Here is a 15,663-nt window from a genome sequence, read left to right on the forward strand (position 1 = left end):
GTACCGGCCAGGGAGGGGTGGCGGAACGGCCGGTGATTCCCGGGGGCCGGGGCGCCGGCGACCGGCGTTCCCGCTGCTGGGGGCCGTTGCTTCGGAGGGGTTTGCTCGCGCCGGGACGTCATGCAGGATGCCTCGGAGCGCGGGAACATCTGCACGGCCGCGCGCACGTTCGTAAGGAGAACCACGTGACCACCAGTCCAGCTGATCCCCCCACGAGCACGGGGAGGGGCGGGCAAGGCCTGAAGCTGCTCGCAGTGACCGCCTGCCCGACCGGTATCGCCCACACGTACATGGCCGCGGAGAAGCTGGCCCAGACCGCCCGTTCCCTCGGGCACGAGATCAAGGTGGAGACCCAGGGCTCGATCGGGGCTGAGAATGTACTGTCTGACAACGATGTCAGAGACGCGGATGGCGTCATCATCGCCGCGGACAAGGATGTCGACCGCAGTCGGTTCGTCGGCAAGAAGGTCTTGGCCGTCGGGGTCGCGGAGGGCATCCGTCATCCCGAGCAGCTGATCGAGCGCGTGCGGAGTGCGCCCGTGTACGGGGGCGAGCCGGGCGACGGGGCCGGCGGCGGCGCGGCGGCGGCTTCCGCGGGCGGTGGCACCGGTGGCGGCAAGGAACGCAGCGTCGCGTACAAGGCGCTGATGAACGGCGTCAGTTACATGATCCCGTTCGTGGTGGTCGGCGGGCTGCTGATCGCGATCTCGCTGGCGGTGGGGGGTCATGCGACGCCCGAGGGGCTGAAGATCGCCCCGGGCTCCTTCTGGGAGGACGTCAACAACATCGGCACCATCGGCTTCCAGCTGATGGTGCCGATCCTCTCCGGCTATATCGCCTATGCGATCGGCGACCGGCCCGCGCTGGTGCCGGGCATGATCGGCGGCTGGATCGCCACCCATGGCGAGTTGTACGGCATGAAGGACGCGAGCGCCGGCTTCATCGGTGGCATCGTCACGGGCTTCCTGGCCGGGTACCTGGTCGTATGGATCAAGAAGGTCAAGGTCCCCAGGTTCGCCCAGCCGATCATGCCGATCATCGTGATCCCGATCGTGGCCACGACCGCGCTCGGGCTCTTCTTCATCTACGTGCTCGGCAAGCCGATCTCGTGGGTGTTCACCCATCTCACCGGCTGGCTCAGTGGCATGACCGGGACCAGCGCGATCGTGCTGGGGGCGATCCTCGGCCTGATGATCGCGTTCGACATGGGCGGGCCGGTCAACAAGACGGCGTTTCTGTTCGGTTCGGGCTTGATCGCCTCCGGAAACCAGACGGTCATGGGCATGTGCGCCGCCGCGATCCCGGTGATGCCGCTCGGTCAGGGGCTGGCCACGCTGATCCGTCGGCACCTGTACTCCGAGCAGGAGCGGGAGACGGGGATGGCGGCGCTGTTCATGGGGCTCTTCGGGATCTCGGAGGGCGCGATCCCGTTCGCCGCGGCGCGGCCCGCGCAGGTCATTCCGGCGAACATGCTCGGTGGCGCGGTGGCCGGTGCCCTCGCGGGGATGGCCGGGGTGGCGGACGCGGTGCCGCACGGTGGGCCGCTCGTGGCGGTGCTGGGTGCGGTCGACGGGGTGCCGATGTTCTTCGTCGCCGTGGTGATCGGAGCGGTGGTGACGGCGCTGACGACGGTGGCGCTGGTGGATGTCGCGGAGCGGAGGAAGAGCGGGGCGCGGGCCGGTGCCGGGGGCGGTGCCGGGGTCGTGGCTGCCACTGACGCCGCGGGGGCGGCCGGCGGGGCGTCGTCGATGGTGGCGGAGCCAGTGGTTGCGGAGCCTGGGGTGGCGGAGCCGGTGCTTACGGAGCCTGGAGTGGCGGAGCCGGTGGTTGCGGAATCCGTGGTTGCGGAATCCGTGGTTGCCGGGGGCGGCGAGGGGGCCGGGGCTGAGGCCGCGGACGGTGGTGCGTCCCGTACGGCGGTGGCGGTTGCCTCGGTCCCGGGGCCGGCCACTGCGACCGGGCAGCGGCCGGCCGGCGGGGCAGACGACATAGATGACGTCGATATTGATGGCGTCGACACCGATGGCAACGATGTCAGCAGGGACGGTCACGGCGCCGACGGCGGCCGCGGCAACAACAGTGACAGCGACAGCAGCAGCAACAGCAACAGCGGCGACAGTGCCCCCGCCGCCGAGGTTCTCTCCGGCTATCTGACCGAGCAGACCGTCAAGACGCAGCTCGATGCCGGCGGGAAGGAGGCGGCGATCCGCGAGATGGCCGAGCTGGCGGCCGGCACCGGCAAGGTGACGGACGTCGACGAACTGGTCCGGGTGGCGCTGGCACGTGAGGCGCAGGGCACCACCGGGCTCGGTGAGGAGATCGCCATCCCGCATGCCAAGACGGACGCGGTGACCGCTCCGGTCGTCGGCTTCGCGCGATCGGCGGAGGGTATCGACTGGGGTTCGCCGGACGGCACGCTCGCCAAGCTGGTCTTCATGATCTCGGTACCGGAGGCGGCGTCCGGGGATGAGCATCTGCGCATCCTGGCGCTGCTGTCGCGGAAGCTGATGGATGCGGACTTCCGGGCACGTCTACAGGGTGCGGAGGACAAGGCGGCGATTCTGCACGCCCTCGGCGAGATCCGCTAGGGGCTGGGCGGACATTCCGCGAGAGCGGACATTCCGCGAGAGCGGACATTCCGCGAGATCCACTAGGGCGTGGGCGAACACATCCCGTAGGGGGTGCGAGCGCCCCCTCGGGGCCACAACGCAGCGGTCCTGGGGCGGTATTCCCGATTCTCGTGGTCGACCGCGTGAGCGACATCTGTGCGGCTCACCACGTGAGCGGCACCCCTGCGCCCCACCATGTGAGCGAGATGCAATGTGGTCCGCCAGGGGGGCGAGGATCCTGTGGCCCGCCGGGTGAGCGAGGATCCTGTGGCCGAGCGCGTGAATGACATTGCCGTGGCTCGCCACGCGATGAACGGGCCGTGATCGATCCGCTTGGCGCCGTACGACAGCGGCCCCCGCACTCGTCAGGAGTGCGGGGGCCGTTCGATCATGGGGTGGCTCAGTGCCCGCCCGGCGTCTTCGACGGGTCGGTGCCCGCAGCGGCCGCGGCCTCGTCGTAGATGTCCGGCTCCAGGTAGATGACCCGGGCGATCGGCACGGCCTCGCGGATTCGGACCTCGGCGGCGTTGATGGCCTCCGCGATCTGAGTGGCGGTGCCGTCGTGCTTGACCGCGATCTTGGCGGCGACCAGCAGCTCGTCGGGGCCGAGGTGGAGCGTGCGCATGTGGATGACCCGGGTGACGACATCGCCGTCGGCGACCGCGGCACGGATCTGGGCGATCTGCTCGGGGCCGGCGGCCTCGCCCAGCAGCAGCGACTTGGTCTCGGCGGCCAGGATCAGGGCGATCAGCACCAGCAGCGCGCCGATGCACATCGTGCCGATGCCGTCCCAGATGCCGTTGCCGGTGGCGAGGGTGAGGCCGACGCCGCCCAGCGCGAGCACCAGACCGACCAGCGCGCCGAAGTCCTCCAGCAGGACGACCGGCAGCTCGGGGGCCTTGGCGCGGCGTACGAACTGGGTCCAGGTCTGCTTGCCGCGCAGCTCGTTGGACTCCTTGATCGCCGTACGGAAGGAGAAGCCCTCGGCGATGATCGCGAAGACCAGGACGCCGACCGGCCAGTACCAGTTGTCCAGCTTGTGCGGCTCGTGGATCTTCTCGTAGCCCTCGTAGAGCGCGAAGACGCCGCCGATGGTGAACAGGACGATGGAGACGAGGAAGCCGTAGATGTAGCGCTCGCGGCCGTAGCCGAAGGGGTGCTCGGCGGTCGCCGCGCGCTTGGCCTTCTTGCCTCCGAGCAGCAGCAGGCCCTGGTTGCCGGAGTCCGCGATGGAGTGCACACCTTCGGCCAGCATCGAGGACGAGCCGCTGAAGGCGAACGCCACGAACTTCGCTGCGGCAATCGCCAGGTTGGCGCCCAGCGCCGCAACGATCGCCTTTGTCCCGCCTGATGCGCTCATAAGTGCCGCATGTCCCTTCCGTCGTCCGGCTTTACCGCCGCTTTAATGCTGCTGCGGCGGTCATTGTTGCAGCCCGGTCCCCGGCAGCCGCCATGAGGCCACCTGACGGACGGCTTCCGGCACCGGGCGCGCGCTTCCGGTGAGCGGGGAGCCCTCCCGATGCGTGCCCGTCTGTGCCGCAGGTCCGATGCGTGCCCGTCCGTGCCCGCAGGTCCGATGCGTGCCCGTCTGTGCCCGCAGGTCCGATGCGTGCCCGTCCGTGCCCGCCGGTCTGTCCTGCCCCGGCCCCCGGCAACGGCCGTCGGCCTGTCCCGCCCCTCGGCAACGGCCGCCGAGCGCGAGGAGGACTCCCCAGGGGAGAACCCGCTAGGCCACCACCGTCGCACGGAAGAGCGTGCCCTCCCCGGTGAGCGTGAGGTGCTCACCGGCCCGTACGAAGGCGGACTCGCCGGGCGCCAGAGTCAGTTCGGCACCGGCACCGGCACCGGCGCCGGCGCCGGCGCCGGCACCTGCACCGTCTCCGCCATTGGCTTTGGCACCGTCCCCGGCGCCGGCCTCCCCGTCCCGCAGCCGGACCGTGCCCGCCGTGCACAGCAGGATCTGCGGCGTACGCGAGACCAGCGGGCGCGGTGCGGCGCCGGGGGCCAGGACGAAGCGGGAGAGCCGGAACTCGTCGATGGGGGTCTCGTAGATCTCCTCGCCGTCCACCGCCTCAGGGCGCAGCACGCCCGCGTCGCCGGCCTCGAAGCGGACCACCCGCAGCAGCTCCGGCACGTCGACGTGCTTGGGGGTCAGACCGCAGCGCAGCACATTGTCCGAGTTGGCCATCAGCTCGACGCCGAGGCCGTTCAGGTAGGCGTGCGGGATGCCGGCGCCGAGGAACAGCGCCTCGCCGGGCTGGAGTTGGACGTGGTTGAGCAGCATGGCGGCGAGCACGCCGGGGTCGCCCGGGTAGTGGTGGGCGATGCCCGCGTACGCGGCGTAGTCGTCGGCGTGCGGGCCGCCCTTGGCCGCCAGCCGGCCGGCGGCGACGGCGGCCCGCTCGACGGTGTCGGCGATCGCGTGGTGCTCGGCGCTCAGTACGGCGGTGAGCACCTCGCGCAGCGCGTCCTCCTCCGGGCTGGCGCGCAGGATGTCGACGTAGGGCTTGAGGTCGTCGACGCCCAGGCCCGCCAGGAGGTCCGCGGCCTGCGCGGGGTGCCGGAAGCCGCACAGGCCGTCGAAGGGGGTGAGCGCGACGATCAGCTCGGGCTTGTGGTTGGCGTCCTTGTAGTTGCGGTGGCCGGCGTCGATCGGGACGCCGCGCCGCTCCTCGTCGGCGAAGCCCTCCTTGGCCTGCGCCAGGTCGGGGTGGACCTGGAGGGAGAGCGGCGAGCCCGCCGCGAGCAGCTTGAGCAGGAAGGGCAGCCGGGGGCCGAAGGCGCGGACCGTGTCGGCGCCGAGTTCGGCCTCGGGGGCGGCGTCGATGACCTCGGCCAGGGAGACGGGGCCCGCGCCGCGGTCGATGCGGGAGGGGGCGCCGGGGTGGGCGCCCATCCACATCTCGGCCTGCGGTTCGCCGGTCGGTGCGGTGCCGAGGAGCTCCGGGAGGGCGGTGGTGGAACCCCAGGCGTAGGGGCGCACGGTGTTGGCGAGGCGGTCCATGGGGCTACTGCTTCCTCAGGGGCGTACGTGGCTGCGGAGTCATGCGGCCGGTCTGCGGGGTGCGGACCGGCCGTCAATGATCACCCGGTGCCGGCGAGCGCCAGGTAAACGGCGCCGAAATCCACGATGGCGAGTAGTTCCGCGGCCTTCTCCAGATCGCTGCCGGAGTCCGGTTCCAGTTCGCTGACGGCGGTGTCGCGCTCCTCGGCGAGCGCCTGGGCGGCGCGGGTGGCGGACAGCGGGCCCGGCTCCTGCTCGCGCAGCAGCACGACCCTGGCGTGCATCGCGGCGGGCTGCTCGACACGGTCGCGGAAGAAGTCGTCCGGGTCGGCGCCGGCGGCCAGGGCACCGGCGAGCAGGGTGCGGTGGGTGGTGAGCGCTTCGGGAAGCTCGGCGGCGAGGGCGGGGCGTCCGGCGAGCCCGGCCAGCTCCGTGGCGAAGTGCCGGCCGACGGCGCCGGCGACGGTGCCTTCCGTCCAGATCAGCGGGAAGGAGTCGGCGAGTTCGGCGGCGAGTGTCTTGGCGGGGTTGGTGTACGTCGGGATGGCCGGGCCGCAGCGTTCGGCGAGCTGGTCGAGGCGGTCGGCGAGTTTGCCCAGGTCCTCCGGCGGGGCGCTGAGCAGGCCGATCCGGTCGGCGAGCGCGAGCAGCGGGATGAGCACCGACCAGAGGGTGCCGGGGGCGGCAGGCGGGGCGCCCTCGACGTCGAATTCGGCGTCGTAGGGGGTGGTCGCCAGCGGGACGGCGAGGCCGCGGGCCTGGATGACGGCGTCGGCGAGCGGTCCGCCGGCCGGGGTGACGGCGACGACGGCGCAGCCGCGGCGGTAGGCCTGCTCGACCAGCTCGGCGAGGCCGGGGTCGGCGGCGTCCGGGCCGGGGAGCAGCAGCAGGTCCAGGGGGCCGGCCCAGCCGGGCAGGGTCCAGCGCAGCGCGCCGGGCAGCGGTGCGACGCCCGTGGGCGGGATGAGCGTGACCGGGCAGCTGCCGCCGCCGAGGGCCTTGAGGAGGTCGGCGACACCGGCCGCGGCCGGGCCGGGCCCGGCGACGAGCACGGCGCGCGGCCGCCCGTCGGGGGTGAGTTCGGGGATGCCGGATTCGACGGCGCTGCGGGCGGCGGTGCGGACCCGGGCGCCGGATTCGGCGACGCCGCGCAGCAGACCGAAGCGGTCTGCGCCCGCCAGTGCGTCAGGGGTGTCGAGGAGTGACTCGTCGAGCATGGTGGGCGCGGCCTCCGATCGCCGGTACGGGCGGGGGGAACGCCGGGCGGTGCCGGGACGGGCCCGGCGGCGCCCGGTCAGGCGGAGCTGGGGGTGCCGCCCATGACCTGCGGGCCATGGGGGCGGGCCTCGTCGACGAGGAGAACGGGGATGCCGTCCCGGACGGGGTAGGCGAGGCCGCAGTCGCCGGAGGTGCAGAGCAGCTCGGGCTCGGCGGCGGAGTCCGCAGGGTCTCCGGTGCGGTCCTCGAGGGGAGCATGGCACGCCGGGCAGGCAAGGATCTGGATCAGGCTGGCGTCGACCGGCATGGAGACTGCTCCTTCGGGGTGGTTACGGCTTGGCCAGCGTACCGCCGGACCGGGGGCGGGGGCGTGCTCCGCGGGATTCGGGGTGGTGGGAGGAGTGCCGGGCGGCAGGGACGGTGCTCCTGCCGCCCGGAACCCACCGGAGCCTGCCTCCGGCCCGGCACCCGGCCCGGCGCGGCCCGTGCCGGGACTCAGGCGCGGATGATCGCCAGTGCCTCGTCGCGGGTCCGTTCGGCGGTCTGGGTGTCGCGGGCCTCGACGTTCAGCCGGAGCAGTGGCTCGGTGTTGGAGGCGCGGACGTTGAACCACCAGTTGTCGGCGGTGACGGTCAGTCCGTCCAGCTCGTCGAGGGTGACGCCCTCGCGGTTCTCGTAGGCCGCCTTGATCGCGGCGAGCCGGCCGGCCTGGTCGTCGACGGTGCTGTTGATCTCGCCGGAGGCCGCGTAGCGGTCGTACTGCGCGACCAGCTGGGAGAGCGGTCCTTCCTGGCCGCCGAGGGCCGCCAGGACGTGCATCGCGGCGAGCATGCCGGTGTCGGCGTTCCAGAAGTCGCGGAAGTAGTAGTGCGCGGAGTGCTCGCCGCCGAAGATCGCGCCGGTCTTGGCCATCTCCTCCTTGATGAAGGAGTGCCCGACGCGGGTGCGGACCGGCTTGCCGCCGTTCTCCTTGACGACCTCCGGCACCGACCAGGAGGTGATCAGGTTGTGGATGACCGTGCCGCCGGGGTGCTTGGCCAGCTCGCGGGCGGCGACCAGGGCGGTGATCGCGGACGGCGGGACCGGGTCGCCGTTCTCGTCGACGACGAAGCAGCGGTCGGCGTCGCCGTCGAAGGCGAGGCCCAGGTCGGCGCCGGTCTCGCGCACCCGTGCCTGGAGGTCGACGATGTTCTTGGGATCCAGCGGGTTGGCCTCGTGGTTGGGGAACGAGCCGTCCAACTCGAAGTACATCGCGTCCAGTTCGAGCGGCAGGCCGTCGAAGACGGTCGGTACGGTGTGCCCGCCCATGCCGTTGCCCGCGTCCACCACGACCTTCAGCGGGCGGATGCCGCTCAGGTCCACCAGGCCGCGCAAGTGGGCGGCGTAGTCGCCGAGGACGTCGCGTTGGGTGACGGTGCCCGGTTGGGCGGCCGGCTTCGGGGCGCCCTCGTCGGACCACCGCTCGACCAGCGCGCGGATATCGGCGAGACCGGTGTCCTGGCCGACCGGCGCCGCGCCCGCGCGGCACATCTTGATGCCGTTGTACTGGGCGGGGTTGTGCGAGGCGGTGAACATGGCGCCGGGCAGGCCCAGTGCGCCGCTGGCGAAGTACAGCTCGTCGGTCGAGCAGAGACCGATCTCCGTGACGTCCGCGCCGCGGGCCGCGGCGCCGCGGGCGAAGGCCCCGGACAGGCCGGGCGAGGAGGGCCGCATGTCGTGCCCGATCACGATCGCGTCCGCGGCGGTGATCTCTGCGAAGGCCGCCCCGAACAGCTCGGCCAGCGCCTCGTCCCACTGGGTGGGGACGACGCCGCGCACGTCGTACGCCTTCACGATCTGCGACAGATCAGTCACAGCCAGCCCTCCTGGAGAGTCTCTACGGACTTCCAACCTACCCGGGCTGCTCCGCATGTGGGCCGTGCATCTCTGCCATTGCCGGGCGCGGCGCCGCTGCCGGTCGGGTCCGCCGTGCGGGGCGGGCGGCGGGCCGTCGCCGCGGGGCCGCGAGCGGGCCCAAAAGGGCCGCCCCGCTCAGGAATCCGGCGAGCGCAGCACCCGTAGATGGCCTCGGCGGGCGACTTCCATGGGGTGGGTGTCGCGGTCGCCGGGGTGGGGGGAGCCGCCGGCGCCTGCGGCGCGTTCCTGGGGGCGGGCCGCCTCGCGTACGGCGTTCGCCAGGGCTTCGAGGTCGTCGCCGCTGGGACGGGGCGGACCGGAGTCGAGGGCGAGGCGGACAACTTCCCAGCCGCGGGGCGCGGTCAGCCGCTCGGAGTGCTCGGCGCACAGGTCGTAGCAGTGCGGTTCAGCGTAAGTCGCGAGCGGTCCGAGCACGGCGGTCGAATCCGCATAGACGTACGTCAGCGTTGCGACGGCGGGGCGGCCGCACGCAGTGCGCGAACAGCGACGTACAGGGCTCACGACGTTGGACGGTACCGCACTCTTGAGCGGGCCGCGACGACTCTCCCCAGGCTCACCCAACCGTGTCGTCCCGCTTCGTCCGATGCGTCTGACCTGCACCCGCTCGACCTGACCTGAGCCGGGTGCGCCGGGACGGACGGCGCGCGGCGAAGAATCCCGTCACGACCCGATACATTTCCTGCCATTCCGCCGTCGATCTGCGATCTCATGCGGGGAGGCAAACGAACTCGACGCGGACAGGTCCGGTCAGCCGGCGACATGCCACGTCTTGCCGCGCTCCCCGGTGCCCGGCGGTGCTCGACGGCTACGCTCGATCCTGATGGACAGTCCCGTACCTCCCCGACCGGCACAGCCGCGGACCCGCCGCCGCGACCGCCACGGCCGCGGCATGCGCGGCCCGATCGCGCCGCCCCAGGTGCCGCTGTCGGTGACCCGCGCCGACGCGTTCGTGGATCTCGTCTATGACTCCCGGGACCGGCTGGAGCGGCGCTGGACGCAGCTCTCCCAGGTCGATTTCCTGGTCCTGGAGGTGCCCGGTTTTGGGCCGGACGACGGGCCGGACGCGGACACCGACGAGGAGACCGTGCCGCTGGGGCGGGTGGTGCCGGCCGCGGGCGGATATCGCGACCGGATCGTGATCTACCGCAGGCCGGTGGAGATCCGTACGAAGAGCCGTGACGAGCGGGCGCTGCTGGTCCATGAGGTGGTGGTCGAGCAGGTCGCCGAACTGCTCGGGCTGGCCCCGGAGTCGGTGGACCCGCGCTACGGCCAGGACTGAGGCCGCCGCGCGGGTCCGTGGAGACGGCTGCGGTCAGTTCGTGAGGACCGACAGGTCCTGGCCGGCGGTCGGGACGAGGACCGAGCCCCGGTCGTCGGGCAGCGGCTGGACGGTGAAGGCGGGCAGCCCGCCCTGGGGCCGGGCGAGCATGCGGGCCGCATAGACGGGGCCGCTGCCGGATTCCGGCTCCACCGTCAGGGCGTAGCTCCCCTTCAGGCCCGCCGGGCGGGGCGGGGCGACGTCGAGACTGGTGCCGCCCTTGACCGTGTACGTCTTGGTGGCCGGGGTCCCGCCGCCGCTGCCGGCCGACGCGGTGACCTTCACCTTGGCGTCCTTGCCCTTCTGGGGCGCGACCAGCGAAAGGGTGCTGTCCTTACCGCGGTTGTCGACGGCGGTGGCGCGCTTCTCGACCGGCCGGGTCGCGGGGATGAACGCCATCTCCTGCTTGTCGCCCTTGCCGCGGGTCACCCGCAGCGCGGCCGCGACCGGGACCTTGGAGCCGCTGTCGGAGGGCGTCAGCACCAGCGAGCCGGCCTCGCCCTTGGTCAGGTCCTTGAGGTCCACCGCCGTGGTCATCCCGCTCTTGAGGTGCAGGGTCTCCACACCGGCGGGGGTGATCATGCCGGTCGGGGTGGCCAGCTGCACCTTGAGGTCGGCATCGGCCTCGCCGGGGGCGAGGGCGACCAGCCGTACGGAGGTGGCGTCCTTGGGGATGCCGGGCAGCACCACGCTCGGCGACGGATCCGCGGCGGCCGGCAACCAGTCGCTGCCGAGCTTGCTGTCGCTCGCCTGGACGGCGGCGCCGACCCGGCCCTCGCGGGCGACGACGTGCAGGGACGCGTTGGTGGTGGGGGCGCCGGTCAGGGTGGAGAGCAGGACGGGGACCGTGGTGTGCGGCGGGACGGAGACGTCCTCGCCGGCCGAGCCCCCCAACGCCCCGTCCTTGCCGCGCAGTTCGAGGTCGACGACGGCCGGGGTCGAGTCGGGGTTGGTGAGGTGGACATAGTCCTGGCGGTCCGTGGCGGTGCTGACGCCGGGGAACCAGAACGTGGTGTCGGGGGTGGTGCAGCTCAGGCCGAGGAGGCCGCGGCCCGCGCCGGCGGCGACCGAGGTGGTCTGCTGGACCGTCCAGCCGGGGGCGAGGGCGCCGTCCGCCGTCCCCACGAGGGCGGGGGCGTCGGGCCTGTCGGTGGTCGCGGTGACCGGCCGGCCGGCCTCCCGGAGCGGCACGACGGGCTTGGCGTCCCGGGGCGGGACGGTCTGCCCGGCGGCGGAGTCCGCAGCGCTGCCCTTGCCCTTGCCGCCCTTGGGGTTCTTCTTGCCCTTGCCCTTGCCGTCCCCGGCCCCGCCGGCGTCCTGGACGGTCCCGGCGGGCAGGAGCTGGGCGGTGCCCTTCTTGCCGTCCGCGCCGGCGGCGGCTCCCTTGGGCGCGAAGGCGGTGTAGGCGGTCTCGCCGACCTCGGAGGAGGTCGGGGCCGGGCAGAGCAGCGCGGAGCGCTGGACGGGCAGCCGGGTGCTGCCGCGGGGCGTGTCCTGGGCGCCGCCGTCCGGGCCGGCCACGGCGGCGACGCCGGTGACGGCGGCCAGCGCGACGGCCACGCCGATCAGGGACATCATGGTGCGCTTCACTGCTGGTCGCTCCCGTCACGGCGCGGCTCGGGGTAGGAGCCGGAGTACCCCGGGTACTCGGTGCCGTCGTCGTAGGGCTGCTGGTGCTGCGGTCCGCCGTCGCCGTACTGCTGCTGCCCGTACCCGTACGGGTCGTAGGCGCCCGCCTGGTAGGGGTCCGCGGCGTACGGGTCGGCGGCTTGGTAGGGAGCGCCCGGCGGGTAGGGCTGCTGGCCGTACTGCCCGGCCTGGTAGGGCTCGGCGGGCGCGTAGGGCTGCTGGTCGGCCGGGTGGGCCGGGGGGACGGGCCCGCCCTGCTGGGCGGCCTGCCAGTCGTCGTACGACGGCTGCTGCGGCACCGCGCCGTACGGGTCGGCGTCCTCCATGGGCGGAACGGCCTGCGGCACGCCCTCGGCCCCCTGGCCGGGGACCGCCGCGTCCATCGGGCCGGCCGGGTCGAGCGGCTGCTCGCCCGTCCGGGCCCCGGGGATGCCGGGCCCGGCCGCCTCGGGGGTGCCTGCGGCCTCGGCCTGCGCCCGCAGACGCCGCGCCCGGCGGCCGTCGCCGGTGACCGCGGCAGCCTGCGCGGCGGCCGTGTCCTCGGGCAGGTCGTCGTCGATCTCCCGGCGGCGGCCCGGCAGCGCCAGGACCACCAGGACGAGGGCGAGCAGCCCCTGCGCCCACAGCCAGAGGGTGTGGCCGATCGGGTTCTCGTGGGTGAGGTCGAGGGTGCCGCCGCCCGCGGGGAGCGTGAAGCCCTGGGCCCAGCCGTCGACCTTCAGCGGCTTGAGCGGGGTGCCGTTGAGCGTGGCCTGCCAGCCCTCGTCGGCGGCGTCCGCGAGGCGCAGCACCCGGCCGTCGGCGCCGTCGGGCACCTTGGTGTGCGCCTCGACGGGGCCGGACGGTACGGCGAGGGGCGCGGCGGCCTCGCCCGCGCTGGTGCCGTCCTTGGCCTCGCCCGCGACGATCGAGACCCGCGAGACCCGCCGGTCGACACGCCACAGGGCGCTGCCGTCGTCCTGGCTGAGCCGGGTCAGCCCCGGGGTCGAGTCGAGCACCCGGCCCATTTCGCGCGGCGCCCCGTCCCTGACCAGGATGTAGCGCACCGCGTAGCCGCCGAGCTGGTTGGTCTGGTCGGCGCCGGAGCCGGCCACGAGGTTGGCGACGATGCCGCCGAGCCGCTTGTCCTCGCCCGCCGCGGCGGCCAGATCGGCGTCACCGAGCCGGGCGCCGGAGCCGCGGACGAGGGAGTAGTCGACATGGCCCGGCTTGCCGTCGAGGACCAGGGTGCGGGCCCGGTCGGCGGTGCCGGACTCCTCGGCGACGAAGGCCGGGACCTGCTCCGGGGTGCGCCGTTCCAGCGGTCCGGCCGCGCCGGTGATCATCCAGCTGACCGCGGCGACGAGCGGGGCGAGCACGGACGCCAGCGCGATCAGCACGGCGACCGGCTGCTTCCAGCCGAAGCCGAGGTTGGCCATCCGGGTGCGGATGCCCTCGGCGCCGATCGCGGCGGCGCACAGCAGCGCCAGGCCGTAGACGAGCATCGCGGGCCCGGTCCAGCCGGAGCCGTTGCCCAGCGCCGCGAGCAGCAGCCCGGTCAGGGCCACCACCCAGGCGGTACGGATCGCGCGCTGCCGCTCGTCGCGCAGCGTCGCGGCGAGCGCGGCCAGGACGATGCCGAAGAGCAGCACCCCGCCGACGGCCTTGGGGCCGCCGGGGCTGAGGCCGATGAGGTCGAGCACGGAGGCGGAGCCGGCGCCGTAGTCGAGCCCGGCTTCCTGGAAGAAGCGGGACGGCTGGGTCAGCAGCGACAGCGACCAGGGGGCGAGCACGACGAGCGGGGCGAGGAGCACGACCAGGAAGCGCAGCCCGTGGGCGGCCAGCTGATCGCGGCTGCCATCCAGGAAGCGCAGCACCAGCAGCCCGATGCCGAGCAGCACCGCGACCGGCCAGACGACCGGGGTGAAGGCCATGGTGAAGGTGATTAGCAGCGCATACGCCCAGGTGGCGCGCCAGCTGGGCCGCACGCCCGCCGGCAGCCGCAGACCGCTCGCCGCGACGGCGGCACGCGCCATCAGCGGCAACAGGATGGCGAGCACCGCGGTGCCCAGCCGGCCGCCGGCCAGCGCACCGGCGGCCGCGGGCAGGAAGGCGTACGCGATGCTCCCCCAGGCCCGCAGCAGCCGGGAGGCGACCAGCGGGCGGGAGGCGAAGTAGGCGGTGAGGCCGGCCAGCGGGACGGAGCAGACCAGCAGCAGGGTCACGGCGAAGCCGGTGCTGCCGAAGAAGATGCTCGACACCAGGGCGACGATCGCCAGGTAGGGCGGCGCGGAGGCGCTGCCGCCGACCCCGACCGCATGCCAGCTGTCGAGATACGCCGACCACAGGTCGGACACGCTGCCGGGCGCGGGCAGCATCGCACCGCCGGTCAGCGCGCCGGAGCCGAGCAGTCCGCGGCAGGCGACCAGGGAGACCAGCAGCAGCAGGACGAAGAGCACCGGTGCGGGCTTGCGGGCGATCCGCTTGAGCCGGGCGAACTGCTCGATCTCCAGGAAGTCGGCGTCGTCGCCGCCGGGCCCGGATTCGACCGCGCCGTGCCGGCCGGCCGAGGCCACATCCGGTGCGGCCCGCCCGGCGAGGTTGCCGGCGATCTGCTCGACGGTGGCCCGCACGGTCGCGCCCGGTGGCGGGAAGAGCGGCCGCAGCTCGCTCGTGTCGACCGCGGGGCGGCCTCTCTTCTTGCGTGCGGCGAGGATCTTGCCGGGCCGCAGCAGGGTGCCGAAGAGCCCGGCGAGTTCGTCGAGCGCCTGGCCCGGGACCTTGCCGACGAGGTAGGCGATGACCCGCAGGACGGTGCCGAGCAGCAGTCGCAGCAGGACGTACGGGAGGATCGCGCCGCGGGTGTTGGTCAGCAGCGTGTAGACGGCGCCGGCCTTGTCGACGCGGTGCGGGTTGGCGACCGAGCGGCCGACGCAGTCGATGGGGCGGCGCTCGCGGGCGGCTGCCTCGGCGTGCCGCAGGATCGCGTCCGGCGCGACCAGGACCTGGTGTCCGGCGGCCTGGGCGCGCCAGCACAGGTCGACGTCGTCGCGCATCAGCGGCAGCCGGCGGTCGAAGCCGCCCAACTCCTCGTAGACGTCACGGCGGATGAGCATGCCGGCGGTGGAGACGGACAGCACGGGACGGACCTGGTCGTGCTGGCCCTGGTCCTGTTCGCGGCGGTCCAGACCGGTCCAACGGCGGCCGCTGCGGGCGATGCTGACCCCGGCTTCGAGCAGCTGCCGGCGGTCGTACCAGCTGCGCAGCTTGGGGCCGACGATGACGGTGGACGGGCTGGCATCGGCGACCCGCAGCAGCTCGGCGAGCGCGTCCGGCTCGGGCGCGCAGTCGTCATGCAGCAGCCACAGCCACTGGACCGGTTCGCCGTGCGGCAACTCCGGCATGTCGTACGCCTCGTCGCGCCAGGTCCGGCTGACCGGGTCCCAGCCGCTGGGCCGGCGCAGATACGGCAGATCGTCGGGGGTGAGCTCGGGGGCCGTGCGGACGGCCTCGTCGACGGCGGTGCCGAATCCGGAGCGGCGGGCGAGGTGCAGCACCCGCTGGTCCCCGATGGCCTCGGCGAGCAGCTGGGCGGAGTGGTCCGCGCTGCCGGTGTCGGCGCCGATGACGTTCTGCACCGGGCGCTCCTGGCCGAGCAGGCCGCCGAGCGCGTCGGGCAGCCAGCGGGCACCGTCATGGGAGACGATCACGGCGGTGACGACGTGCCGCGGGAACTCTGGGGTGGCGGCTGCATATGAGGCGGCCTGGGCCGCCGACTGGCTGTGCACGGACATCGAGGTACGGGCCCTCCGGACCCGGGAGTTCGAAGGCCCGCGGCGAAGTCTGGGCCCCCGCCCCCGGAAGACACTGCGACGGACTACGAGGCGACGCGCGCGCACTGTAGGGCGGCGGCGCATCTCGGACGGGGCCCCACACTAATGGTTCGCGCCGGTGCCCCGACGGGGCCCGTACGAAGCAGTGCACAGCAG

Annotated in this window: 10 protein-coding genes; 2 read left to right on the top strand and 8 right to left on the bottom strand. The window is 73.4% G+C overall.

Features of this window, described 5'->3' with window-relative positions; all coding sequences use genetic code 11:
• Positions 1–254: 254 nt before the first annotated feature.
• The gene (locus K7C20_RS14445) at positions 255–2,588 is read left to right on the top strand and encodes a fructose-specific PTS transporter subunit EIIC (RefSeq protein WP_245171551.1); all 2,334 of its coding nucleotides are present in this window, start codon (positions 255–257) and stop codon (positions 2,586–2,588) included.
• Between the two features lie 421 nt (positions 2,589–3,009).
• Here K7C20_RS14445 and K7C20_RS14450 read toward each other — a convergent pair whose 3' ends face one another.
• The 6 genes from K7C20_RS14450 to K7C20_RS14475 all read right to left on the bottom strand — a co-directional run bounded on the left by K7C20_RS14450 (position 3,010) and on the right by K7C20_RS14475 (position 9,309).
• Complete coding sequence (locus K7C20_RS14450; RefSeq protein WP_030083612.1) at positions 3,010–3,969, bottom strand: cation diffusion facilitator family transporter; 960 nt, start codon at positions 3,967–3,969, stop codon at positions 3,010–3,012.
• 366 nt (positions 3,970–4,335) lie between these two features.
• Positions 4,336–5,613: a mannose-6-phosphate isomerase, class I gene (gene manA / locus K7C20_RS14455; protein ID WP_030083610.1), complete on the bottom strand. Its 1,278-nt coding sequence runs from the start codon at positions 5,611–5,613 to the stop codon at positions 4,336–4,338.
• 80 nt (positions 5,614–5,693) lie between these two features.
• Complete coding sequence (locus K7C20_RS14460) at positions 5,694–6,830, bottom strand: SIS domain-containing protein (protein WP_030083608.1); 1,137 nt, start codon at positions 6,828–6,830, stop codon at positions 5,694–5,696.
• 77 nt (positions 6,831–6,907) lie between these two features.
• Positions 6,908–7,138, bottom strand: a complete 231-nt coding sequence (locus K7C20_RS14465) for a Trm112 family protein (protein WP_030083606.1) — start codon at positions 7,136–7,138, stop codon at positions 6,908–6,910.
• 188 nt (positions 7,139–7,326) lie between these two features.
• Complete coding sequence (locus K7C20_RS14470) at positions 7,327–8,685, bottom strand: phosphomannomutase/phosphoglucomutase (protein ID WP_030083604.1); 1,359 nt, start codon at positions 8,683–8,685, stop codon at positions 7,327–7,329.
• Between the two features lie 177 nt (positions 8,686–8,862).
• A complete protein-coding gene (locus K7C20_RS14475) occupies positions 8,863–9,309 on the bottom strand; it encodes a DUF3499 domain-containing protein (protein ID WP_078953413.1) in 447 nt (148 codons plus the stop codon).
• Positions 9,310–9,568: 259 nt separating this feature from the next.
• Here K7C20_RS14475 and K7C20_RS14480 point away from each other — a divergent pair, with 259 nt between their 5' ends.
• Positions 9,569–10,027, top strand: a complete 459-nt coding sequence (locus tag K7C20_RS14480; protein ID WP_209443984.1) for a metallopeptidase family protein — start codon at positions 9,569–9,571, stop codon at positions 10,025–10,027.
• 33 nt (positions 10,028–10,060) lie between these two features.
• Here K7C20_RS14480 and K7C20_RS14485 read toward each other — a convergent pair whose 3' ends face one another.
• A complete protein-coding gene (locus K7C20_RS14485; RefSeq protein ID WP_030083597.1) occupies positions 10,061–11,656 on the bottom strand; it encodes a DUF5719 family protein in 1,596 nt (531 codons plus the stop codon).
• Positions 11,653–15,468 carry a glycosyltransferase family 2 protein gene (locus K7C20_RS14490; RefSeq protein WP_053209721.1) on the bottom strand — a complete coding sequence of 1,272 codons (3,816 nt, stop codon included), beginning with the start codon at positions 15,466–15,468 and terminating at the stop codon, positions 11,653–11,655. Before K7C20_RS14490 ends, K7C20_RS14485 begins: the two co-directional genes overlap by 4 nt.
• Positions 15,469–15,663 lie beyond the last annotated feature (195 nt).

The sequence above is a fragment of the Streptomyces decoyicus genome (assembly GCF_019880305.1).
GTDB classification, from domain to species: Bacteria; Actinomycetota; Actinomycetes; order Streptomycetales; family Streptomycetaceae; genus Streptomyces; species Streptomyces decoyicus.

Excerpts from the sequence above, each read along its gene's own strand:
- K7C20_RS14450 (WP_030083612.1), bottom strand. The coding sequence starts at position 3,969 with ATGAGCGCATCAGGCGGGACAAAGGCGATCGTTGCGGCGCTGGGCGCC.
- manA (WP_030083610.1), bottom strand. The coding sequence starts at position 5,613 with ATGGACCGCCTCGCCAACACCGTGCGCCCCTACGCCTGGGGTTCCACC.
- K7C20_RS14460 (WP_030083608.1), bottom strand. The coding sequence starts at position 6,830 with ATGCTCGACGAGTCACTCCTCGACACCCCTGACGCACTGGCGGGCGCA.
- K7C20_RS14465 (WP_030083606.1), bottom strand. The coding sequence starts at position 7,138 with ATGCCGGTCGACGCCAGCCTGATCCAGATCCTTGCCTGCCCGGCGTGC.
- K7C20_RS14480 (WP_209443984.1), top strand. The coding sequence starts at position 9,569 with ATGGACAGTCCCGTACCTCCCCGACCGGCACAGCCGCGGACCCGCCGC.
- K7C20_RS14490 (WP_053209721.1), bottom strand. The coding sequence starts at position 15,468 with ATGTCCGTGCACAGCCAGTCGGCGGCCCAGGCCGCCTCATATGCAGCC.